Consider the following 23206-nt stretch of genomic DNA (forward strand, 5'->3'; position numbering starts at 1 on the left):
TGACAGCCCCGTATGCGAAGCTTCAGAAGACATATCAAGTAGGGCGGGACACGTGAAATCCTGTCTGAAGATCGGGGGACCACCCCCGAAGGCTAAGTACTCCTTGCTGACCGATAGCGAACCAGTACCGTGAGGGAAAGGTGAAAAGCACCCCGACGAGGGGAGTGAAACAGTACCTGAAACCGGACGCCTACAAGCAGTCGGAGGGGCCTTGAGCCCTGACGGCGTACCTTTTGTATAATGGGTCAACGACTTGGTCTAACGAGCGAGCTTAAGCCGATAGGTGTAGGCGCAGCGAAAGCGAGTCTTAAAAGGGCGCATGAGTTCGTTGGATCAGACCCGAAACCAGGTGATCTAGCCATGAGCAGGATGAAGGTTGGGTAACACCAACTGGAGGTCCGAACCGACACCCGTTGAAAAGGGTCCGGATGACTTGTGGCTAGGGGTGAAAGGCTAATCAAACCTGGAGATAGCTGGTTCTCCGCGAAAGCTATTTAGGTAGCGCCTCGGACGAATACCTGCGGGGGTAGAGCACTGCATGGGTGATGGGGGCCCACAGCCTTACTGAGCCTAAGCAAACTCCGAATACCGCAGAGTACTATCCGGGAGACACACGGCGGGTGCTAACGTCCGTCGTGAAGAGGGAAACAACCCTGACCTGCAGCTAAGGCCCCTAATTCATGGCTAAGTGGGAAAGCATGTGGGACGGCCAAAACAACCAGGATGTTGGCTTAGAAGCAGCCATCATTTAAAGAAAGCGTAACAGCTCACTGGTCTAGATAAGCTGTCCTGCGGCGAAGATGTAACGGGGCTCAAGCCATGAGCCGAAGCTCGGGATGCACAGCGATGTGCGTGGTAGCGGAGCGTTCTGTGATATAGCTCATCATGTTTTACCTGCCCTCGGGCAGCGACAAACATGGAGAGCTTTCTGTGAAGCCGGGCTGTAAGGCATCCGGTGGAGAGATCAGAAGCGAGAATGTTGACATGAGTAGCGACAAAGAGGGTGAGAGACCCTCTCGCCGAAAGTCCAAGGGTTCCTGCTTAAAGCTAATCTGAGCAGGGTGAGCCGGCCCCTAAGGCGAGGCCGAAAGGCGTAGTCGATGGGAACTAGGTTAATATTCCTAGGCCAGTGGGAAGTGACGGATCTCGAAGGTTGTCTGCCCTTATCGGATTGGGTGGGCCGCTTAGAGGTTCCTGGAAATAGCCCCACATCAGACCGTACCCTAAACCGACACAGGTGGACTGGTAGAGTATACCAAGGCGCTTGAGAGAACCACGTTAAAGGAACTCGGCAAAATGCCTCCGTAAGTTCGCGAGAAGGAGGCCCCATCAGTAGGCAACTATTGGTGGGGGGCACAAACTAGGGGGTGGCGACTGTTTACTTAAAACACAGGGCTGTGCGAAGCCGTAAGGCGACGTATACAGTCTGACGCCTGCCCGGTGCTGGAAGATTAAGAGGAGGGGTGCAAGCTCTGAATTGAAGTCCCAGTAAACGGCGGCCGTAACTATAACGGTCCTAAGGTAGCGAAATTCCTTGTCGGGTAAGTTCCGACCTGCACGAATGGCGTAACGATCTCCCCGCTGTCTCTAACGTGGACTCAGCGAAATTGAACTGTGTGTCAAGATGCACACTTCCCGCGGTTAGACGGAAAGACCCCATGCACCTTTACTCTAGCTTTGCACTGGCATCAGGATTGTGATGTGCAGGATAGGTGGTAGGCATTGAAGCGGGGACGCCAGTCTTCGTGGAGCCTCCCTTGAGATACCACCCTTCGCACTCTTGATGTCTAACCGCGGCCCGTTATCCGGGTCCGGGACCCTGCATGGTGGGGAGTTTGACTGGGGCGGTCGCCTCCTAAACAGTAACGGAGGCGCGCGATGGTTGGCTCAGACCGGTCGGAAATCGGTCGTTGAGTGCAATGGCAGAAGCCAGCCTGACTGCAAGTCTGACAAGACGAGCAGAGACGAAAGTCGGTCATAGTGATCCGGTGGTCCCAAGTGGGAGGGCCATCGCTCAACGGATAAAAGGTACGCTGGGGATAACAGGCTGATGATGCCCAAGAGTCCATATCGACGGCATCGTTTGGCACCTCGATGTCGGCTCATCTCATCCTGGGGCTGGAGCAGGTCCCAAGGGTATGGCTGTTCGCCATTTAAAGAGGTACGTGAGCTGGGTTTAGAACGTCGTGAGACAGTTCGGTCCCTATCTGCCGTGGGTGTAGGAGACTTGAGAAGAGTTGCCCCTAGTACGAGAGGACCGGGGTGAACGAACCACTGGTGGACCAGTTATCGTGCCAACGGTAGTGCTGGGTAGCTATGTTCGGACAGGATAAACGCTGAAGGCATCTAAGCGTGAAGCCCCCTTCAAAACAAGGTCTCCCTTGAGAGCCGTGGAAGACCACCACGTCGATAGGCCGGAGGTGTAAGTGCAGCAATGCATTCAGCTGACCGGTACTAATTGCTCGATAGGCTTGATTTGATCCAGTAACAGCCAGACAAAGGCCTTACGGACAATCAAAAGCAAACACATGGCTGCAAATCGAAACCCGATTGCAGCCTAGACTTGGAACAACACTGATGTTTGCCCCTTCCTTAATAGGAAGTCAGGCATGTCTCTTCTTCGGTTTGGTGGCTATAGCACGAGCAAAACACCCGATCCCTTCCCGAACTCGGCAGTTAAGTGCCGTCGCGCCAATGGTACTGCGTCTTAAGACGTGGGAGAGTAGGTCACCGCCAAACCTAAAAAGAGACAACTCTCAATAAACGATCTCAAGAAACAAAACCCTTCCAAACATATCCCCGGAAGGCTCGGACGCGGGGTGGAGCAGCCCGGTAGCTCGTCAGGCTCATAACCTGAAGGCCGCAGGTTCAAATCCTGCCCCCGCAACCATTAAGTCCCTACACAAGCCACCGTCCGCGGTGGCTTTTGCATGTGTGGCACCCATTGCGAAATCCAGGATCGATGCGAGCGCGCCATAGAGCGCCACATTGGCCTTGCCGCGCGCTTGCCCTGGAGCAACCTCGATCCGCTCGATCAGCCCACGAATGATCTCCATGGCCTGAGGGCGTGAGGCCTCATCCGTCAGCAAGCCACCCAGTTCCTGCACTTTGCGCCGATAGAGCTCGCCGAGGTTCGGATGGATCTCAAGGGTCGGCGTCGGGTCCACCTGTGTCAACTGGCGCTCAAGGTCGCGCTTGCGGGCTTCGAGCTCCTTGAGCTTCGCACGGATGCTGCCCGGATCGCCGTCACCTTCCAGAATGAATGACAAGGCGCGTTCGATGCTGCGGGTGACCTTCTCCAGGTCCTTTTGTAGGGTTGCGCTGTTGTCCTTCCGGCTGCGGCGCAAGCGTTGCACCTCTTCTCGGAAACTTGCGGCAAACTCTGCGATCAGATCCTCACGCTGGAAGAGGATATCCTTCAGGGCTGTCAGGATGCGGTCCTCGAGTTCGGCCACACTGATGCTGACCGGGCAAGTGCATGTGCCGCGCTCCCGACGCGCGGAACAGGAGTAGCGCTCACGGTTGATGATGGTCATGGCACCGCCGCAGCCGCCACAGCGCACAAGGCCGGAGAGGAGGCGCTTCTTGGTCTGGCGCTTGTTGCCGGCTTGCGAGCTGTAGCGGCCACGCAGGGTTTGGGCGGCCTGCCATGTGGCGTCGTCTATGATCTGCAGGGCAGGGACCTCTTTGGTCACCCACAGATTCTCTGGGTTTACTCGGGACTGTCGTTTGCCACTATCGGGATCCTTCACGAAGCGTTGCCGGTTGTAGGTGATACGGCCGAGGTAAAGCTCGTTGTTAAGGATGCCGTTCTTGCGCTGTCGACTGCCATTGATGGTGGAGGCGTTCCAGAGGCCACCGCGGGGGCTGGGAATGCCCTGACGATTGAGACTGGCCGCGATGGCACGGGGAGACTGACCGGCAGCATAGTCCTCGAAAATCTGCCGCACCACTGCCGCTTCGCCAGGATGGATCTCTCTCTCGCCCCGGATGAGGTTCCCATCCTCAGCAATGCGCCGGATCAGGCGGTAGCCATAGCTGTTACCCCCGGGGATGCGACCGGCTTCGACCCGGCCACGCTGCCCCCGACGCGTCTTCTCGGCGAGGTCCTTGAGGAACAGTGCGTTCATCGTGCCCTTCAGGCCGACATGCAACTCGTTGATCTCGCCTTCCGTGAGCGTGACCAGTTTGACGTCAGCATGGGTCAGTCTTTTGAAAATCGCCGCCACATCTTCCTGGTCCCGGCTGATCCGGTCGAGGGCCTCGGCGATAACCACGTCGAAATCTCTTGCCCGGGCAGCCTCCATCAGGGCCAGCATACCCGGCCGGGTGCGCAGCGCGCTTGCGCTGATCGCGTAGTCGCTGAGGACCTCAACGATCTCATGCCCCGAAGCCAGAGCCCGTTCTCGGCAGAGCCGAACCTGGTCATCGATTGAGGCCGCCGACTGCAAGTCAGACGAATACCGGGCGTAAATCGCGGCGCGCATTAGAGGGTCTCCCAGGGGTCGTCAAATGGGGCATCGAAGCTGTCACCTGCTGCCATATCCTCGTTGCCTGTCTGCCGCGCCTGTATCTCTTCAAGCACTTCCTGCAGGCGCGTCCCGGCTTCGAGCATCGAGGCTTGTTCGTAATGTGTGAGCGTCGTCGAGAGTTGGTTGTGGCCGAGAATACGCGAGGCGGCGAGGACGTGATCGGGGCGCGCGGTGGTGATGGCGCTGGCGGCGCAGTCGCGCAGGAGGTGCGGGTTAAGGGGCGCACCGAGCAGGCGCTCGGATGAGCGGGTGACGGCGTAGTAGAGCGCATGGGCCGTCATGGCTTTGCCCCGCGTTGAGATCCAGAGGGGGCCGCGCTGGTGCGAAAGAGCGTCGTGGGCAATGGCTGGGCTGCGCAAAAGGCGTGGCCTAATGCACATCAGATAGTCCTCCAAGGCCTGCTGATAGGTGTCGTCCTCGGGCAGAGTAAAGGCGAGGGGAGATTTGTCTTTGGTCGCCTCGGCCCCAAAGGCGACGCGCCAGCGCCCGGCCTCAAAGCGTAGTGTGTCACCGAGGTTGAGGGCTGCGAGGTTGCGACGGCGGATCGGGGCCCAAACTAAGAAGGCCAGCGCGAAGGCGTCGCGGTAGCGCGAGGCGGCCTCCATGGAAAGGGGTGCGGGATCAGCGGCGATCCGGCGCATCTCTTCGATGCAGGCCTCCCAGATCTCGCCGGGAGGTTTGATGCGGTGGGCCTTGTTGCGCGAAGGCTGAGCGCGATGGTGTAGGGTCGAGACCAAGCCGCGCAGCAGGGTCAGATCGGCATTGGGGTCCATGACCCGCAGCGCCTCCATCAGATCGGTGACGCGCGAGGTGATGCTGACGGTGGAAAGACCTTGCTCATGCAACTGCGCCACATAGCGGCGAAGGAGGTCTTCGGTGACGCGCGCTGCTGGGGCAATCTTTGCGTCCAGAGATCCAAATCGTTGCAGCGCCCAGAGCCATTTGCCGTAGCCTTTGGCAACCTGAATCGCTGTGGCCTCGGCCCAATGCGCGGCCGCCCCGTCCCGCTCAAAGACCCCGCCCTTCTCCTGGGCGGCCTGCCAGAGCGCCTGATCTGTCTTGGGCCAGGCCGCGAACGGCAGCGATGTCCGAAGGGCTGCCGTCATCGCTTGACCCGCCCCGGCTTGCCCACAAGGCTCAGCGGCTCGAGAAACAGATCCGTCTCAGCGGCCCGGCTTGTGGTCGGTTTGCGGGCTGGGTTTGCAGCGCGTGGCATCCCGCGGGCGACGCCGGTCCTGCGGTGATCGGTGATAATGTCGCCATAAAGCTCGACCGCCGCTTGCGTCTCGGCGCCGGCGTAATGGCTGTAGGTCGTCACCATGGATTTGTGGCCAAGAATTTTGCGCACGACTTCGTAAAAACCCGGCCGGGCATCGAGCAGAATCTTGGCCGCTGCATGTCGGAACTGATGCGGCGTGAGGCGGAGGGCGGCATGGTCCCAGAGGGTCTTCTCGATCTGCTTGCGCAAGGCCGCCTGATCCTTGGCTTTGCCAGCGCGCCCTGGGAAAAGGTAGGGGTTGGACTTTGGCAAAAAGAGGCAGCGCCACTGCGCGATGTAGCGTTGGATCCGTGCGGTCGTGGCCGCTGTCAGCAGGAAGTCGAGGGCCTGGCTGTTTTTGACCTCCGATGCGGGAATGACGAGGCGCAACCGCCCGCCTTGTCGTCCACCTTGCCAGACGAAGTGCTGGTCAAGCCGCAGGTGGTTGAGGTTCTCAATCCGCATCGGCGCGAACTGCAGGATCTCGATCGCCACGGCAGACTGGACCAAGAGATGCGCCTCCTGCCGCAAGGTGCCGTCTTCCACGGTCTTTGTCTTGGCAAGTGCCAAGTCCCAGAGGCGCTGTGGCAGAAGAAGGAACCGCTCCACGGCGAGCGGATCATCAAACTGCGCCATGGCGGTGATGTTCTTCTCGCTCAGGCCGGTCTGTTGCTGGCGCAGCTTTGGCAGCACCTCGGCAAAAAAGGTGGCGGTCTCGGTGGATGGGTCGCGATACTTCACCGCGTAGCACCGGAGTGCCCAAGCAATCTCGCCGATGTGCTTCGATGGCTTGCCGTCATTGCGCCCCAAGAACCAGCGCATGCCCTGCTTCACAAGTTCGGGGGTGAGCAGGGCATCAAAGGTGGGCGCCCCACTCAGATCGACACCGGCGTGGTGAAGGGCCGAGAGATAGCGCCACAGATGCCCGTCCACTGCTTTGACACTCTTCGGTCGGAAAGGCTTTGGCAGGCCTGAGAAGATATCCGTGCCACGCAAATGCGCGAGATAGGCTTCGATGTCAGCGGCCACGGCGGCCGAGACCTTGTCGGCACCAATACGATAGAGGCGCTGCTCATAACGTGGCACGCTGAGCCGGACCTGCGGCCAGCCAGAGCCAGCATGCTTGTCTGCCATCTTGTTCCAGACCCGGCACATTGACTGGTGTCGGGTCTTCGGCTTCACAAGCAGGCTCTCGGCCTCGATCGCTGCCAGAAACTGCGCTGACACGGTATCAGTCACTGCCCCCGGTGCTATGCCCTGAGCAGAGCAGAAGCGAAGAAAACGGCTGAGTTCCGTCTTGGCATAGGTGTCGCCATCTAGGAGATCCCACAGGCACTGCCACTCCGCGCTAAAGGGACTGGCGTAGGGCGCAAGCTTTGTGGAAACACCTGCCTCGCGCATTGCGGCCAGCACAAGTGAGCGCACATTCTGGATCCGCCGCAGCGAGACAGAGGCAGTGATCGCATGCACGCGCTCCAGCTTCTCGCGAATGAATTTTGCTGAGGCTGGAACATTCTCCTCGGGTAGGCTGAACCAGCCGGCGAGCGTGCGGATGGCTGACGCCATGTCGCGCCGACGGATGAGTGGCAGATCATGACGCGCCTCGATTGTTTGGCGCAGATCCGCGAGGCTCGGCAGTTTGGGGTCATAAATGGGTGTGTGGGCCGTCATGGCTTATCTCCAGTCGCTGTCGTGAGTGAGGGTGAAGGACAAGTCGGGGCACGTGAAGCCAAATCTGGACAAAATCTACATATAGTGTAAATATGGCACTTGTAATAGTGAAGATAACAACATGTAGATTTGCACGACAGTCCGGCACCGCCAGACACCCCGCGCCAAAGAGCGCCAATCCGCGCCAGATCTGGAGCCAACAGTCCCATCGCCTCAGCCTCCATCGCGCTGGCGCGCCACGTAAGCCAGTAGCGCCTCCAACTCGAAGCGCCGTTGCCCGCCGATCCGGACATGCGGCAGAGTGCCAGGGGCTGTCAGCCGCGTGAGCGTCCGTAGCGAGATAGAGAGGTACCCCGCCGCCTCAGAAGGCGTCAGAAGACGGGTCGGCTTGGGGAGTGGAGGGTGAGGTGCCATTATCGAAGTCTCCTCTTGCGGTGGGGAGCGATCCAACCTTGCCTTCGAGCTTGAGCGCCTCGCGGGCAGCCTGCCGGCCAAGCAACCGCGCCAGTGCCGTCAAGTGTGCAGACGGCCCGAGCTGTTGAGGCTCAGGAAGATCCTTGCGCGGTGGTGGGGCAGACGAATCGATCATGCCGTAAGCGTGGCTGATCCACAGGGGGTCGCGCTAAGTCCAAAAACTTCCCGGGTTTTTAGGAGGAATTTGGACAGCTATCGGCGGTGATACGCCTTAACCGTTGCCTGATAAGAGACACCGACATCTGTCATGCGATGGCCAGCATGGAGGAGCGTCTCGAAGGGCGTTTTGGGTTGGCCGTCAAAGTGGTTGGAGACCTTTAACTCAGCATTTGGGATTTGCTAGAACAACTCCTTCGTGCCGTCGAAGTAGTCGATCAGGTGATCCCGTTTGGGTCGTCCCTGTGGCTCAGCAATCCAATGATGCGCTCGCACGGCTGCGGCGAGGAGCGCCTGATGATGATCTGGGCGACCGAAGTCGATCTGGACGAAGTTGTCGACAACACCGCGCGTCTCAAGGGCGATCATCGAACCCAAAATCTGCTGTGCCTCTTCACTGAGCTTGAAAAAGCTGTTGAGCGTGACCCGCGCGGAAGGATTGGTCCGGCCTCGGAGCCGCTCAAGATAACGCGACAGCTCTTTGGCGACCTCTTGGGTTCTGGAAACGGGCTTCTCTTGGCGCACAGCGACGTAGGAAAAGACCAAATCGGTTAGCAAGCCGTTAAGCCGCAGATTTGCCGCCCTTGGAGCTGTCCCCCCGTAGGCTTGGTCAAGAGCGGTCCACGCGTCCTGCCAGATGGAGGCAAGGTGAGGGTGCGACGGAGGGAGCATGTGCAGAAAAAACCTTGCCGTTGGGGAGGGGGCCGCGAAGTTCGAGTCAAGATATCAACGCACAGTTTGAAATTGGTGTGAAATGTGATCCGAGCCATTGAAGAATGGACCGTTCCAAAACGCAGTTTACCCTCGCGCTTTCTAAGCTGGTAACGTGATTTTGAAGTGGCGGCGTTATATCAAGTAGCGACCGTAGTGCTTGAAAGAGTAAGGGCATCCGCTGACGTGAAAGCCTTACTTGGTCAACAGCGACATCCGCCCAAGCAAGTCCAGACCCATTTGGCCAAATAGATGTAGCAAGTCGATGGGTACCCAATTCTCTCGGATCAGACCTTCGTGGTGCAGGTAGAAGTCCATCACGCGCATGAACACCGGTTACAATTCTAAGTGACCACCAACGTTATGCTCTTAGTATGTTGATTTTCACCCAGACCGGAGCCGGTTTTTTCACCGAGAAGTGAGCCACCTCTGATTATGGATTTTGGTTCATGCTGGGGTCAAGGGCGTGTTTGTCTCCTTCTTTTTGCGGGCTGCAACGGCTGAGCTTGCCTTGAAGCGAAAGCTGTCGTTTCCGGTTTCAAGGATGTGACAGCGGTGAGTAAGGCGGTCGAGTAAGGCGGTGGTCATCTTTGCATCACCGAAGACCATAGCCCATTCGCTGAAGCTCAGGTTGGTGGTGATCACGACGCTAGTGCGCTCGTAGAGCTTGCTCAGCATATGAAACAGCAGTGCCCCGCCTGATGCGCTGAACGGCAGATAACCAAGTTCATCAAGGATCACGAGATCAAGCTTGGTCAGGCCTTCTGCGATTTGGCCTGCCTTTCCCTTGGCCTTTTCTTGTTCAAGCGCGTTGACCAGTTCTATGGTGGAGAAGAAGCGGACCTTGCGTCGGTGATGTTCGATGGCCTGGATGCCGATGGCTGTTGCGACATGGGTCTTGCCGGTTCCCGGGCCGCCAATGAGGACCATGTTCTGGGCGCCGTCCATGAACTCGCAACGGTGCAGCGTCCGGACAGTGGCCTCGTTGATCTCGCTGGCGGTGAAGTCGAAGCCAGAGAGATCCTTGTAGGCCGGGAAGCGAGCGGACTTCATGTGATAGGCAATTGAGCGAACCTCGCGTTCGGCCAGTTCGGCCTTCAGCAGTTGCGACAGCATTGGTATGGTCACTTCAAAGGCTGGTGCGCCCTGCTCGATCAGGTCGGTTACGGCTTGTGCCATCCCATACATCTTCAGGCTACGCAGCATGATGACGATAGCGCCAGCGGCGGGATCATGACGCATGGCGGCCTCCGGCTATCTGGGCGCGTAGGCCGTCATAGCGTTCGACATTGGCCTCGGGTTCACGGTGAAGGGCCAGTGCCTGTGGAGTATCGAGTGGCGGCACGCCGATCACCTTGCCGTCGACCAGTCGGTGCAACAGGTTCAGCACATGGGTCTTTGTCGGTACGCCCTCGGTCAGTGCCAACTCTACGGCAGTGAGAACTGCTTGTTCGTCGTGATGGAGCACGAGGGCGAGGATATCGACCATCTCGCGATCACCGCCCGGCTTGCGCAGCATGTGATCCTGCAACTGTCTGAAGACAGGTGGTAATTCCAGAAATGGCGCCCCATTCCGAAGAGCCCCGGGCTTGCGTTGAACGACTGCCAGATAATGTCGCCAGTCGTAGATCGCCCGTGGAGGCAGATTGTGACTGCGTTGGATCACGCGCGCATGTTCGCACAGGATGCTGCCCTCAGCCGCCACAACCAGCCGGTCCGGATAGACCCGTAGGCTGACCGGTCGATTTGCGAAGGATGCCGGAACGCTGTAGCGATTGCGCTCAAAGCTGATCAGACAGGTGGGTGAGACGCGCTTGCTCAACTCGATAAAGCCATCAAACGCGACGGGCAACGGCATCAGCGCGGCCTGCTCTTCGGCCCATACATCGGCGATCGTGCCAGACTGTTTGCCATGCGGGGTCTGCCGCCACAGCTCAAGGCATCGCGCTTCCAGCCAGGTATTCAGCGCGGCAAGGTCTGAAAAGTCTGGCATCCGTTGCAACATCTGGTGACGGGAATCCCGAACGTTCTTCTCGACTTGCCCTTTCTCCCAACCCGCTGCCGGATTGCAAAACTCCGGCTCATAGACGTAGTGGTTTGTCATGGCGAGAAAGCGCATGTTGATCTACCGCTCCTTGCCGCGGCCGACGCGATCAACCGCCGTGCGCATATTGTCATAAATCCCCCGCGCGGGCACGCCACCGAAGACCCGGAATGCGTGCCAGTGGGCATCGAACAGCATCTCGTGGGTCTGCAGCGGATAGGCACGCAGCAAAAAAGCCCGGCTGTGCGACAGCTTGATATGCGCCATCTGCAGCTTCGTACGTTCGCCGCCCAGAACTGCAAAATCCTCGCTCCAGTCGAACTGGAAGGCATCTCCAGGGTTAAAATGTAACGGAACAACGGTCCCGCGCCCCGTCGTCTGCTGTTCACGCTGCCGATCTGCCCGCCACGATCGCGCAAAAGCCGCCACCCGTCCGTAAGAGCCGGTGAAGCCAAGCGCTATAAGATCGACATGCAATTGCTTCACAGTTCGCCGCTCCTTGCGCGACTTGCCGGCCTCAGTCTTCAGCCAGCTCGCCAACTTCTTGGCAAAGGGATCAAGCTTGCTTTGCCGCTCCGGCGTCGCGAATTTGGGCTCGATAGTGTTCGCAGCCAGATGCTTGATCACGGTATTGCGCGACACTCCCGTCAGCCGCGCGATCTCGCGGATCGACAGCTTCTGCCGCAAATGCATCCGTCGGGTGATGTTCAATAGTCCCATGTGGATCACTCCGTTGCCCCCGCCGCTCACCGCTTTGGGGAAAGGTTCACATGGCTCAGTTCTCAGTGAAAATTATCCGCCTAAACGGCGCAGTTCTGGATGAAAATCAACAGGCCCACGGTGTTGATCGTCAATGAACTGGTGGCCGAACGGCTGGCAAGCGATGCAAGGTAAGGGATGAGCTAGATATCGTTTGGGCAGAGTCAAAGGAACTTTGCTTGAACCGGTTTTGTCGCCGCTTTTGACCTTTTGGGAAGACCAAACGATCCCCATTCCAATCCTTCAAGACGAGCCCAGCAGATCATCCACTTGGTGGTGACGCTCTAGAGCGGTTTGTCGCCCTTTCCCGCCACTCAGCAACAGGCGACATTTTTCGGGCAGACAACTACTTGGAAGGCCTGATCTGGGCGGAAAGCCGTCTAACCGTCGCCCCGCTTAATGGGCAAGATTGCAGAGGATTTCGAACATGATCGTGGCCCCGACGAGAGCAGTATTGCCACTGGGATCGAAGGGCGGGGAGACTTCGACAACATCGGCGCCAATCAGGTTCAACCCCTTGAGGCCGCGCATCATTTGTTGTGCTTCGAACACCGTGTAACCTCCCACTTCGGGGGTGCCAGTTCCGGGAGTATAGGCCGGGTCGATGCCATCGACATCAAAGGTCAGATAGGTTGGATGGTCGCCGGCGATACGGCGCGCTTCGGCAACCACGCCGGGGATACCCAAATCATAGACGTCCTCGATGTACAGCGTCGTCACGCCGGCATTTTCGGCAAAATCATTGCCGTCAGGTGCATACCGGGTCCCTCGAATGCCAATTTGCACGCAGCGTTTTGGGTCAACCAGTCCCTCCTCGATGGCCCGCCGGACATGGGTGCCGTGGGTGTATTTGTGACCGCCGAAATAGGAATCGTTCGTATCCGAATGGGCGTCGAACTGGATCAAACCCACTGGCCCATCCTTGGCCAAAGCGCGCAGAATCGGCAGCGTGATCAGATGGTCGCCGCCTGCCGTCAGCGGCTTGACCCCTGCAAACCGGAAAGTCTCGTAGAACCCGGTGATCATCGATAGGCTTTCCATGATGTCGATGGGGTTCATCGGGCAATCCCCGAAATCCGCAACCCGGTGCGTCGTGTAGGGCGAAGTCTTGGTCACGTGATGGAATGGCCGGATGAACATACTCATCGCGCGCATCTCACGCGGGCCATGGCGGGTGCCAGACCGATTTGTCGTGCCGCCGTCATAAGGCAGGCCAATCAACGCAATATCGGCGTCCGCCGGGTTTGACAGCGTGGGCAGGCGAAAAAAGCTGACCGGACCGGCATAGCGGGGCGTTGTGGACGAGGAAGCGGGCCAATAAGTCATCAAAGAGCCTTTCGAGCTTGCGTGCTGATATCAGCCAAAACCTGGCGAACATAAGTGATCTGCGCCACTGCCTCTGCCATTTCCCGATCAAGGCGGGATTGTAGATCTTCTCCGGCGGTAATGAGCGTAGTCGACGCGTCACGCGCAGGAATGACCGGGTCGGGTGGGTCGGTTGGAAACCGATAGGCCGGGGCAAACATCTCGTTCTCTTCCTCGCAGCCAAAGGCGCGCACTTGCGGTGGATCGCCGAGTAACAAGAGCGTGGTTAGAAGGCCCCTGAAGTCAACGTCACCTTCCCCCGAACGACAGGCACGATGCGCGAAGCCTCCACGATCCGGCACGATCTTGGCGTCTTTAATGTGAACATCGGTCACGTAGGGCGCCATCGTGGCCAAAGCCGCCTCGGGTGTTTCGAACGCGTTGATCATATTGGCGAAATCGAACAGCAGCGTCAGCCGCGGATTTTGAACCGCCTCAAGAATCTCGACCAGCTCTTGCGCCTTCAGATCTTCGTGCTGCTCGAGCAGAAAATTCAAACGTCCCTCAGGATCAAGCTGCGGCAGCAGACGTAAATCGCGAATGGTCTGTGCGATGATTTGCGACACTCGCCCCGCATAGCGCGGATAACACCGCACCGAGGTGGCCCCAGTTTCGTGCGCCACCGCTATTGCAGCACGCAGCGTGGCCTCGTCGGTGGCAGAGGTTTCGATGTGAACCTCGAGGCCAAGCGACTGCGCCAACTCAGCAAAAGCCGCGCGGCTTTCCGGCGCCAGCAAAAGGGACCGCCCCTCGCCATCTTCGACATGGATCTTGACGCCCACCATTCCCTGAAGATGGGCGAACAGCAGAAATTCGGCAGGGGTTGCGTCGCCAAACCGAAAGTTGAGATGCCACGAATAGGCATGCGCGAAGAGCCGAATTTCTGCGATACGAGCGATCAGTCGCGCTGCGTCTTGGCGGGTCATAGGAGCCTCCGATCATTGCACCACTCATTGTGCGGGCCCCAATCAAACGCAAGAGGGCTGTGTTCATCGCCGGGCTTGCTCGCTGCCTTTTTCGAAGCTTGATGGTAACCTTGTCCGGAACGGCTAATTGAAGAAATCCGCGAAAAAGCGATGACCGCTGCGCCGAAAGGCAACTATTGGCGGAAAGCGGACACTCGTCATCACTGGCGCGAGGGCGAATTGTAGGTCGTCGTCGAGCCGTAATGAGGGTTGGACCTTGGCAGGCCAAGAAATGCAGGTCCGATGTCGATGCAATAAACTCGTTGCTTTCGAATGCCTCTTGCTTCGCTAGGTATTGCTGCCATGCATTGCTTTACAAAAGGAGTGTGAGGCCTTGGTAGTAGAGCGTTTCACCATCGAGGGGGATCTTGAGGCTGAGAGTTTTCTGCCTTGGATCGTCCGACATATGCATCGCCTTGGGCTTCGTGGGGCTCCGGTGCGGTGTGCAAACGGGCAAGTGGAAATCACCCTGAGCGGGCCGACAGACCTTATCGATGCAATGGAGATGGGCATATCGCTTGGTCCGATCGATGTCTGGGTCGAAGCGATCGCTCGGCAAAGTCTTGAGAATAAGGATGGCCCCTGAGATTGCGCCATCACAAAATGGTTACTTATTAGGCAATCCGGTCTAAATAGCAGGCATGTCTGCCGATTCCCTTCGGCGACTGGCCATGCTCACTTTCGCGGCAGGACAGTCTTCGGAAGTCGGCGTAGCTTAACATGAATGCCGTTTGACGGAACCGAACGAATGACTGACGCTTGGACTCCTGTCGCGCTGGCGCGCGATCTGCCCCGTTTGGGGGTGGTCCCCCTCTGTGTTGACGGGATCGACGTTGCGCTGTGGCGCAGCGCTTCGGGCCGGGTCGCGGCATGGGCCGACCGTTGTCCGCATCGCGGCATGCGCCTATCGCATGGCTTTGTGCGGGGCGAGGCGCTGTCCTGCATCTATCACGGCTGGAGCTATGGGTCTGAAGGCCAGTGCCTGCGCATCCCGGCACATCCCGACCTGACACCGCCCGAAGCGATCCGCGTTCCGGTCTTTCAGGCGATCGAAAGCGGCGGGGTGGTCTGGGTGGCCCCGAAAACCACCGATGCAATGCCGCCCGCCGTTGGCGGAACGGCCCTTCGGTCGCTAACCGTGGATGCAGTGGTAGATTGGGCTGCCAGCGGTTTTGCCCTGTCGGGTGCTGTGGCGCGGGGAGAGTTGTCTGGCGTCGCCATGACGATCCTTGTGCAGCCCCTTCCCGATGGCCGCTTTGCCCTGCATGCGCTGGCCAACAGCGCCGCCCCCGCCGCACTTATCGAAGCATCGCGCGGGCTTGAAGCCTTGCGCCGTCAGGCAGAGGTGGCCTTGGCATGACCGATCCGATCCGCGACGAATGGTACCCTGTGGCCTTGGTGAGCCAACTGCCGCGGGGCGACCGCGACACGCTTCTGCTGGGCGAACCCATCCGCGTAACGCTGCAGGATGGCCAGCCGATGGTGACAGCTTCCGGTCGGGTGCTGCGATCGCAAGCCCGTTATGGCCATGTTTGGACCAGCCTTGGTTCGCCCACCCGCCCATTGTTTGACATTCCGGAAGCAGATCAACCCGGGCGGCGTCTGGTCGATGTCGGCCTTGTGCGCGTCAAATGCTCGCCCCTGCGCGCGGTCGAGAATTTTCTCGATATCGCGCATTTTCCTTTTGTGCACACCGATATCCTCGGCGCCGAACCCCATACCGAGGTGGGCCGCTATGACGTGGCAATCCGCGACGAGGTAGACGAGGTCTGGGCAACCAAGGTGCAGTTTTACCAACCCCAAGCCGCGAAATCGGCGGCCGGCGGGATTACCACGGAATACATGTACCGCGTTCCGGCCCCGACGGTGTCAGTGCTTTACAAGACCTGCCCACCACGGCCGGGGGAATGGGACGTGATCACCCTGTTCGTGCAGCCCTTAACCGAAACGCTGTGCGAAGTCTGGCCATGGATGGCGCTGTTTGATGACACCACACCGCTGACCGATCTCATTCATTTCCAGCAGACGATCTTCCTTCAGGATCGCTCGATCCTTGAAAATCAGCAGCCCAGCCTGTTGCCACTGGACCCGGGGCTGGAAATTCCGACACGGGCTGATCTGACTTCGGTGGCCTATCGGCGCTGGTTGAAGCGGCGCGGCTACACTTACGGCGCACAACTGGTGGCGGCATGATCCTTTACGACTACATCCTCAGCCCTGATTGCTACAAAGTGCGGCTCCTGGCCTCTTTTGTCGGCGCACCGCTTGAACTGCGCGCGGTGGACTTCCATCCGGGCGGCGAGCATCGCAGCGCTCCATTCCTACGGATCAATCCGGCGGGCACCATCCCAGTGCTGCAAGACAGCGATTTGATCCTGACCGAATCCGCTTCGATCCTGACTTATGTGGCGGCAGCCCATGGCCCGGATTGGCTGGGCGACGACACCCCGATCATGCGCGGGCGGGTGGCGCAATGGCTGGCCTTCGGGCATCGACTATCCGCCAGCATCGGCAAGGCGCGCACCCATGACATGCTGCAAAAGCCCGCCGATATCGACGCCTGCCGCAAGAGCGGCGTCATCGCCCTGCGCGAACTTGAGGCAGCCTTGATAGAAGCTCACTTGCGCGGTGATGCCTTTCTGGCCGGACACCGGCCCACGCTGGCCGATATCGCCTGTTTCCCGCACGCCATGCTGGCCCCGGATGGCGGCATCTCGACCGATCCTTACCCGGCGATCCGGCTCTGGACGCGGTCGCTGCGCGCCTTGCCACGGTTCATCGAAATGCCGGGGATCCACCGCTTGCACGAGTTAAAGCCCGAACCCACAGGCAGCAGCCTATGACGAGCCATCTCTTCAAGGGCTGCGCGGCTGTCATCTGTGACCCGCATACCGTGCTTCGCGATGTGGATCTGTTGGTCGAAGGCCCTAAGATCGCGGCCATCGGTGCAAACCTGTCCGCCCCGGCGGGTGCCGATGTCATCGATGCTCGGGGCTGGTTCCTCTATCCCGGCCTCGTTAACACGCACCATCATTTCTTCCAGACCTTTGTGCGCAACCGCGCTGATCTGGATTGGACCAAGTTGTCGGTGATCGAATGGCTGGACCTGATCTATCCGATCTTCTCCCGTCTGACCGAGGATTGCTTCTACCACTCCTCGCTCACCGCGATGGCCGAACTTGCCAAGCATGGCTGCACGACGGCCTTTGACCATCAGTACAACTTCCCGCGCCACGCCGGAAAACGCATCATCGACCGCCAGTTCGAAGCGGCGGAAAAGATCGGCCTGCGCTTTCATGCCGGGCGCGGTGGCAATACCCTTCCCAAGTCGCAAGGGTCCACGATCCCGGATGAAATGCTGGAAACGACCGATGAATTCATCGTCGATTGTGCGCGGCTGATCGATACCTACCACGACCCCGCCCCCTTCAGCATGGCGCAGGTGGTCGTCTCCCCTTGCCAGCCGGTGAACTGCTACCGCGAGACTTTCGTGGAATCCGCCGCCCTTGCACGTGACAAAGGCGTGTTCCTGCACACCCATGTCGGCGAAGGCGAAAGCCCTGTGATCGCCGCGCGTCATGGCATGCGGACGGTCGACTATCTGGAAGAGATCGGTTTTGTCGGGCCCGACACCTTCTACGCCCATTGCTGGGAATTGACGGATGCCGAATTGCGCCAGATGGCGGCGTCCGGCACCGGCGTGTCACATTGCCCCGAACCTGTCTATCTGGTGGGCGCCGAAGTGACCGATATCCCGGCTATGGCGGCGTTCGGGGTGCGGCTGGGTCTGGGCTGCGATGGGGCGGCATCAAACGACAATTCCAACCTGATGCACTGCATCCATTCAGCCTACATGCTGCAATGCCTTGTCGCATCAAAACGCGCCCATCCCGTGCCAGACCCCCGCGATTTTCTGGGCTATGCCACGACGGGGGGCGCCGCCCTGCTTGGCCGTGCCGATATCGGACGCCTGGCCCCCGGCATGGCCGCCGACATCTTCGCCATCGACACCCGCCGAATGGACTATGTCGGTACACGCCACGATCCAGCCAGCCTCATCGCCAAGGTTGGCATCGGCATGCCAACCGACCTGACCATGGTCAACGGCCGCATCATCTGGGCCAAGGGGGAATTCCCCGGACTGGACGAAGCCGAAATGGCCGCCGAGGCCGAAGCCGCGCTGGCCACATTAAACGCCTAAAACACATCCAACAGGAGACACGACCATGATCGCAAGACGGACCTTCCTTCAGACCACAGCCTTCGCCGCCATCGCCACGGCGATCGGTTCCCGCGGGGCCAGCGCCGCCGACCCGCTGGGGATCGCCTTGATCCTGCCCTCGCCGCTTGGCGATGTGGGCTGGTCGCATACGCTGGCCGCCGGTCTGGAGCCGATCAAGGCAGCCTACGGCGACGCCGTGACCTTCACCATTCTGGAAAACATTGCCGAAGGCCCCGATGCCGACCGCATCATGAACAAGGCCGTGGCTGACGGTTCCAAGGTGCTGATCGCAGGCTCCTTCGGCTATCAGAACGGCGCGATGCAGATTGCCAAGCGTGACCCCTCTGTCACCGTTCTGCATGCCTCGGGCTTCATGGTGGCCCCGAACTTCTCGCCCTTCGCGGCGAAGTATTTCCAAGGCACCTATCTGATGGGCATGGCGGCGGCGGCCCTGTCGAAAACCGGTAAGCTCGGCTCGGTTTCGGCCTTTGCCATTCCAGAACTGATCACCTCGATCAACGCCTTCACGCTGGGGGCCCAAGCCGTTAATCCGGATATCGAAGTGTCGGTCGTCTGGGTCAACACCTGGTTCGACCCTGCCAAGGAACAGGAAGCCGCCAAGGCCCTGATCGCGCAGGGCTGTGACGTGATCTTCTCGAACGCGCAGGACACCCCCTCGGTCATCGCAGCCTGCGAAGAGGCGGGCGTCTATGCCTTCAACCTGAACTCGTCGATGAAGAAATACGCGCCGACCAAGTATCTTGGCTGCGTCGCCACCGATTGGTCGCCCTTCTTCAAGGCATCGGTCGATGCCCATGTGGCTGGCAGCTTCGTTGGGGCCAATGCCTTCCTTGGCGTGACCGATAAGGTCGTCGCCGTGGTGGATTGGAGCGCAGATATCCCCGCCGACATCATGACCAAGATCACCGAGACCGAGGCCAAGATTGCCGATGGCAGCTTGAACCCGTTCACCGGGCCGATCACCAAGGCCGATGACAGCGAAGGCGTTGCCGCGGGCGTGTCCCTTGCCGATGCCGATATCATCGCGATGGATTGGCACGTCAAAGGCGTGGCCACGCCGCTGCCGCAGTAACGCCTATGCCCGCGCCGCTTCTGTCGCTTCGCAATATGACCAAGGCCTACGGCCAGACCAAGGCGAATTCCGCCATCGATCTGGACGTGGCCGCAGGGTCCATTCACGCGATCCTTGGCGAAAACGGCGCGGGCAAATCTACCTTGATGAAACTGATCTACGGTGTCGAACGCCCCGACGAGGGCGAGGTGCTGTGGAACGGTAGCCACGTGCATCTGACCTCGCCAGCCGAGGCGCGGCGCTTGGGTATCGGCATGGTGTTTCAGCATTTTTCGCTGTTCGAAACACTGACCGTGGTGGAAAATATCTCGCTCATCGTGCCGGGGTCAAAGGCCGACCTTGCTGCCCGCATTCGCGCCTTGGGGCAGGATTTCGGGCTGGTGGTCGATCCCTTTGCCCATGTGCATGCGCTGTCGGTGGGCGAACGGCAAAGGGTGGAAATCATCCGCTGTCTGTTGACCGAACCGCGCCTTCTGATCCTTGACGAACCGACCAGCGTTCTGCCGCCGCAAGCGGTGGGCCTGCTGTTTGATACGCTGCGCCGGTTACGCGATGGTGGGGTGTCGATCCTGTTCATCTCGCACAAACTGGATGAAATCCGCGCGCTGTGTGATCGGGCCACCATCCTGCGTGGCGGGCGCGTCACCGGCGATGTTGATCCGCGCGAGCATGATTCCCATGACCTTGCCCGCATGATGATCGGGCGTGATATGCCCGCGCCGCTGCACCTGTCGCCCATGCCGAATGGCGACCTGCGGCTGAAATTGGCCGGGCTGAACCACGACCCCGACGATCCGTTTGCCATCGGCCTGAAGGACGTCTCCCTGCGGCTGCATGCCGGTGAAATCCTAGGAATCGCGGGCATTTCCGGCAATGGGCAGGCTGAACTTTCGCGGCTCATATCTGGTGAGACTGTCCTGCCAGGGTCAAGACGCGACGAAATTCACATGATGGATCAGGCGATCGGCCATCTTGGCCCTGCCGAACGGCGGGCGCTGGGCTTTGCCTTCGTCCCCGAAGAACGCCTTGGCCGCGGCGCGGTACCCGAGATGACCCTTGCCGACAACAGCCTTTTGACCGCCCACCCTTTGGGCCTGTTGAAGCGCGGGTTGATTGACCGTCAAGCCGAAGCAAAGTTCACCGCCGCCTGTATTGAGGATTTCGACGTACGCACCGCCGGCCCCGAGGCCGAGGCCGGGTCGCTGTCAGGCGGGAACTTGCAAAAGTTCATCGTGGGGCGCGAGATTTCCTTGCAACCGCGCCTTCTGTTCGTCGCCCAGCCGACATGGGGCGTGGATATCGGGGCGGCAATGGCAATCCGGCAGCGGCTTGTGCAGATGCGCAATTCAGGTGTTGCCGTCTTGGTTATTTCTGAGGAGTTGGAAGAATTGTTCGAGATCTGCGACCGGATTCAGGTGCTGCACAAGGGGGCCTTGTCCCCCAGCCTTGACCCGCGCAGCACCCGACCCGAAGAGATTGGTCGCTGGATGATCGGCGCGGCCGAGGTGGCAGCGTGATCCGCCTTGTCCGGCGCGACCGCGCTTCGCGCAAACTGGCAGTAATGGCACCGCTACTGGCGCTGCTGGCTGCGATCCTGTCGAACCTGATCCTGTTCGTAACGATGGGCAAAGACCCAGCGGCGGTGTTCTACGCGCTGCTGCTTGAACCTTTCCTGTCATGGTCGAGCTTCTCGGAGGTGCTGTTGAAAACCGGCCCCCTGCTGCTGATCGCCCAAGGCTTGGCCATCGGCTTTCGCGCCAAGGTGTTCAACATCGGGGCCGAAGGGCAGTTCATTCTGGGCGCGATCTTCGCCTCTGCCATCCCGGTCTACTTCCCGCAAGCAACAGGCGGCTGGATCTGGCCTGCCATGCTGGTGATGGGGGCCATCGGCGGGGCGCTTTGGGCGGTGGTTCCGGCCTTTTGGCGCGTGCGGCTGAACGCCAACGAAATCCTCGTCACCCTGATGATGAGCCTGATTGCTGTCCAACTTTTGAACTATCTGCTGCTAGGGCCGTGGAAGGACCCGATGGGCTTCAACTTCCCGCAATCAGTGATGTTCCAATATGACGCGATGATTCCGCTCCTGCTCCCGGGCACGCGGGTCAATGTCTCGCTTCTGCTGGCCTTTGTCGCAGCCTTGCTGGCGTGGGTCTATATGCAGCGCAGTTTCGGGGGCTATCAGTTTCTGGTGGGCGGTCTGGCCCCCAAGGCCGCCACCTACGCCGGGTTTTCGCAATCGCGCGCAATCTGGCTGTCGCTGCTGATCGGCGGCTTTGCCGCTGGTCTTGCCGGCGCGGCCGAGGTGGCAGGCCCCATCGGGCAGTTGCAACGCTCCATCTCGACCGGCTACGGCTATGCCGCGATCATCGTGGCCTATCTGGGCGGGCTGCACCCAATCGGCATCGTCGCCTCGTCCCTGCTGATGGCCGCGCTTTATATCGGGGGCGACAATGCGATGGTGTCGGCAGACCTGCCCGTCGCGGCCGTGCGCGTGTTTCAAGGCAGCCTGCTGGTCTGTTACCTCGCGGCGATCACCTTCGTACGCTACCGGCTTGTTCGCACATCAGGAGCGCCATCATGAGCGGGATTGAATTCATCCTTGCCGGAATGTTGTCGGCGGCTACCCCCTTTCTTTTGGCCGCTCTGGGCGAGTTGGTGGTGGAACGCACCGGCGTGCTGAACCTTGGTCTTGAGGGGATGATGGCGTTGGGGGCGGCCATCGGCTTCATCGTGGTCTTTGAAGGCGGCGGCCATGTCGCGGCCTTTGCGGCGGCGGGTTTTGCCGGGGTCGGGCTGGCGCTGGTCTTTGCAGGTCTGGCCCTTGGGCTGCGGGCCAATCAGGTGGCAGTCGGGCTGGCCGTGGGCATCCTTGGGCAAGGCCTATCGTCGCTGGTGGGCAATTCCTATGAAAGCCTGACAATTACCGGCCTGCCCAAGCTGGCCTGCCCCGGCTTGTCGGACCTGCCCGTTGTGGGCGGCATGTTTGTGCAGGACATCATCGTCTGGCTGTCGCTCGTAGCCACCGCCCTGATCTGGGCCATGTTCCGCTATTCGCGCCTTGGGCTGATCCTGCGGGCCATCGGAGAGAACCCTGCCGCGGCCCGTGCCATCGGCTACCGCGTCACCGCCCTGCGGCTTTGCGCGGTGATGTTCGGTGGTGCCATGGCAGGCTTTGCCGGGGCCTATGCCGCCACGGTCTATACCCCGCTCTGGGCCGATGGCATGATCGCCGGGCGCGGTTGGATCGCGCTTGCGCTTGTGGTGTTCGGCACATGGCTGACGGGGCGCATCTTCTTTGGTGCCTGCCTCTTCGGTGCAGTGTCGCTGGCAAGCCTTGTCGCCCAGACTGAAAACTGGGCCGTGCCGTCGCAATTGCTGTCGAGCCTGCCCTATATCGTCACCATTGTGGTGCTGGGCATCATCACCTCGAACAAGCGGCTGTTGAAGGTCAACGGCGTGGCGTCCCTGGGCGAACCCTTCGGCCCATGACATCATAGGGCCTCCTCCGACGACCAGGGGAATGACCTGCGCCAGTCTGTGGTTATCTGTGGGAGGGAATCTGAGGGACGCGACCTTCGGTTGGGTTCCCATGTGCCGAAGCTGCAGCAAGGCGGGCTACCGAGCTCGAAGCGCTCAACGCGAACAGCATCCACTTGCCTCCTGCCCATCCCTAATCCGGAGAGCGGAGCGATCGGGTGAAACCTGGACCGCGGCGTGGTTGTGCTAACCACGGTCGAGCGTCCCATTTATGGAGTCTTAACCCCGCTCCCAGGACGGCAGTTTGAATACACTGCAGGACCGCCAGACGGATTATCTCGAGGCTGGTCCTAAAGCGCTGGCGGAGCGGGCTGGGTCTGAGCCATCGAAGTGCACAATCGGGCCACGCTGCCTTGTTTAAGGACGTTTCCCTGAAAGCAACGGATCATCGGGTCAATGGTGGAGAGATGGGCCTAGCT

General features: G+C 59.9%; 17 protein-coding genes, 1 tRNA gene, 2 rRNA genes and 2 pseudogenes (1 of these 22 running past the window's edge). 13 read left to right on the forward strand and 9 right to left on the reverse strand.

All coding sequences use genetic code 11. The features are described from left to right. From AC72UB_RS00835 to AC72UB_RS00850, 4 genes are all read left to right on the forward strand, one after another. Nucleotides 1-2479, forward strand: a 23S ribosomal RNA gene (locus AC72UB_RS00835) (it extends 354 nt beyond the left edge of the window). Nucleotides 2480-2624: 145 nt separating this feature from the next. Further along, nucleotides 2625-2739, forward strand: a 5S ribosomal RNA gene (gene rrf / locus AC72UB_RS00840). A gap of 74 nt (nt 2740-2813) precedes the next feature. After that, nucleotides 2814-2890 (forward strand) — tRNA-Met (locus tag AC72UB_RS00845). Nucleotides 2891-3137: 247 nt separating this feature from the next. Beyond that, a complete protein-coding gene (locus AC72UB_RS00850; RefSeq protein ID WP_505188102.1) occupies nt 3138-3266 on the forward strand; it encodes a hypothetical protein in 129 nt (42 codons plus the stop codon). A 210-nt stretch (nt 3267-3476) separates the two neighbouring features. On the opposite strand, the pseudogene AC72UB_RS00855 reads toward AC72UB_RS00850, so the two are convergent. The 9 genes and pseudogenes from AC72UB_RS00855 to AC72UB_RS00895 form a co-directional block, all read right to left on the reverse strand. After that, nucleotides 3477-4487: pseudogene (locus AC72UB_RS00855) on the reverse strand (recombinase family protein); the annotation flags it as partial. After that, on the reverse strand, nt 4487-5638 hold the full coding sequence (locus AC72UB_RS00860) for a tyrosine-type recombinase/integrase (protein ID WP_505188103.1): 1152 nt from the start codon (nt 5636-5638) through the stop codon (nt 4487-4489). The pseudogene AC72UB_RS00855 and the gene AC72UB_RS00860, both read right to left, overlap by 1 nt. Beyond that, on the reverse strand, nt 5635-7461 hold the full coding sequence (locus AC72UB_RS00865) for a tyrosine-type recombinase/integrase (protein WP_505188104.1): 1827 nt from the start codon (nt 7459-7461) through the stop codon (nt 5635-5637). The genes AC72UB_RS00860 and AC72UB_RS00865 overlap by 4 nt, the downstream gene beginning before the upstream one ends. A 213-nt stretch (nt 7462-7674) precedes the next feature. Continuing rightward, nucleotides 7675-7875, reverse strand: coding sequence for a helix-turn-helix domain-containing protein (locus AC72UB_RS00870; protein ID WP_505188105.1), 201 nt, complete (start codon nt 7873-7875; stop codon nt 7675-7677). A 399-nt stretch (nt 7876-8274) separates the two neighbouring features. Further along, nucleotides 8275-8637: a hypothetical protein gene (locus tag AC72UB_RS00875; protein ID WP_505188106.1), complete on the reverse strand. Its 363-nt coding sequence runs from the start codon at nt 8635-8637 to the stop codon at nt 8275-8277. A 612-nt stretch (nt 8638-9249) separates the two neighbouring features. Next, nucleotides 9250-10044, reverse strand: coding sequence for an IS21-like element helper ATPase IstB (gene istB, locus AC72UB_RS00880; protein WP_333790727.1), 795 nt, complete (start codon nt 10042-10044; stop codon nt 9250-9252). After that, nucleotides 10034-11566 (reverse strand): annotated as a pseudogene (gene istA / locus AC72UB_RS00885) (IS21 family transposase). The gene istB and the pseudogene istA overlap by 11 nt, the downstream one beginning before the upstream one ends. A 435-nt stretch (nt 11567-12001) precedes the next feature. Continuing rightward, a complete protein-coding gene (gene speB, locus AC72UB_RS00890) occupies nt 12002-12931 on the reverse strand; it encodes an agmatinase (RefSeq protein WP_505188107.1) in 930 nt (309 codons plus the stop codon). After that, nucleotides 12931-13896 carry a sugar phosphate isomerase/epimerase family protein gene (locus AC72UB_RS00895; RefSeq protein WP_505188108.1) on the reverse strand — a complete coding sequence of 322 codons (966 nt, stop codon included), beginning with the start codon at nt 13894-13896 and terminating at the stop codon, nt 12931-12933. The genes speB and AC72UB_RS00895 overlap by 1 nt, the downstream gene beginning before the upstream one ends. A gap of 373 nt (nt 13897-14269) precedes the next feature. Here AC72UB_RS00895 and AC72UB_RS00900 point away from each other — a divergent pair, with 373 nt between their 5' ends. The 9 genes from AC72UB_RS00900 to AC72UB_RS00940 all read left to right on the forward strand — a co-directional run bounded on the left by AC72UB_RS00900 (nt 14270) and on the right by AC72UB_RS00940 (nt 22739). Further along, a complete protein-coding gene (locus tag AC72UB_RS00900; protein WP_463291006.1) occupies nt 14270-14521 on the forward strand; it encodes an acylphosphatase in 252 nt (83 codons plus the stop codon). A gap of 162 nt (nt 14522-14683) precedes the next feature. Then, nucleotides 14684-15295 (forward strand): Rieske 2Fe-2S domain-containing protein, encoded by a 612-nt coding sequence (locus AC72UB_RS00905; protein WP_505188109.1) that lies wholly within the window; start codon nt 14684-14686, stop codon nt 15293-15295. After that, a complete protein-coding gene (locus tag AC72UB_RS00910; RefSeq protein ID WP_505188110.1) occupies nt 15292-16128 on the forward strand; it encodes an aromatic ring-hydroxylating dioxygenase subunit alpha in 837 nt (278 codons plus the stop codon). The genes AC72UB_RS00905 and AC72UB_RS00910 overlap by 4 nt, the downstream gene beginning before the upstream one ends. Next, nucleotides 16125-16778 carry a glutathione S-transferase family protein gene (locus AC72UB_RS00915; RefSeq protein WP_505188111.1) on the forward strand — a complete coding sequence of 218 codons (654 nt, stop codon included), beginning with the start codon at nt 16125-16127 and terminating at the stop codon, nt 16776-16778. The genes AC72UB_RS00910 and AC72UB_RS00915 overlap by 4 nt, the downstream gene beginning before the upstream one ends. Continuing rightward, entirely contained in the window at nt 16775-18136 is a 1362-nt protein-coding gene (locus AC72UB_RS00920) for an amidohydrolase (RefSeq protein WP_505188112.1), read from the forward strand. The genes AC72UB_RS00915 and AC72UB_RS00920 overlap by 4 nt, the downstream gene beginning before the upstream one ends. Nucleotides 18137-18161: 25 nt before the next feature. Then, nucleotides 18162-19250 (forward strand): BMP family ABC transporter substrate-binding protein, encoded by a 1089-nt coding sequence (locus AC72UB_RS00925; protein ID WP_463291011.1) that lies wholly within the window; start codon nt 18162-18164, stop codon nt 19248-19250. Between the two features lie 35 nt (nt 19251-19285). Further along, nucleotides 19286-20767 carry an ABC transporter ATP-binding protein gene (locus AC72UB_RS00930; RefSeq protein WP_505188113.1) on the forward strand — a complete coding sequence of 494 codons (1482 nt, stop codon included), beginning with the start codon at nt 19286-19288 and terminating at the stop codon, nt 20765-20767. After that, entirely contained in the window at nt 20764-21831 is a 1068-nt protein-coding gene (locus tag AC72UB_RS00935) for an ABC transporter permease (RefSeq protein WP_505188114.1), read from the forward strand. Before AC72UB_RS00930 ends, AC72UB_RS00935 begins: the two co-directional genes overlap by 4 nt. Continuing rightward, the gene (locus AC72UB_RS00940; RefSeq protein ID WP_505188115.1) at nt 21828-22739 is read left to right on the forward strand and encodes an ABC transporter permease; all 912 of its coding nucleotides are present in this window, start codon (nt 21828-21830) and stop codon (nt 22737-22739) included. The genes AC72UB_RS00935 and AC72UB_RS00940 overlap by 4 nt, the downstream gene beginning before the upstream one ends. Nucleotides 22740-23206: the final 467 nt, after the last annotated feature.

This window comes from Allotabrizicola aquatica (SeqCode) (genome assembly GCF_965194375.1).
GTDB classification, from domain to species: Bacteria; Pseudomonadota; Alphaproteobacteria; order Rhodobacterales; family Rhodobacteraceae; genus Tabrizicola_A; species Tabrizicola_A aquatica.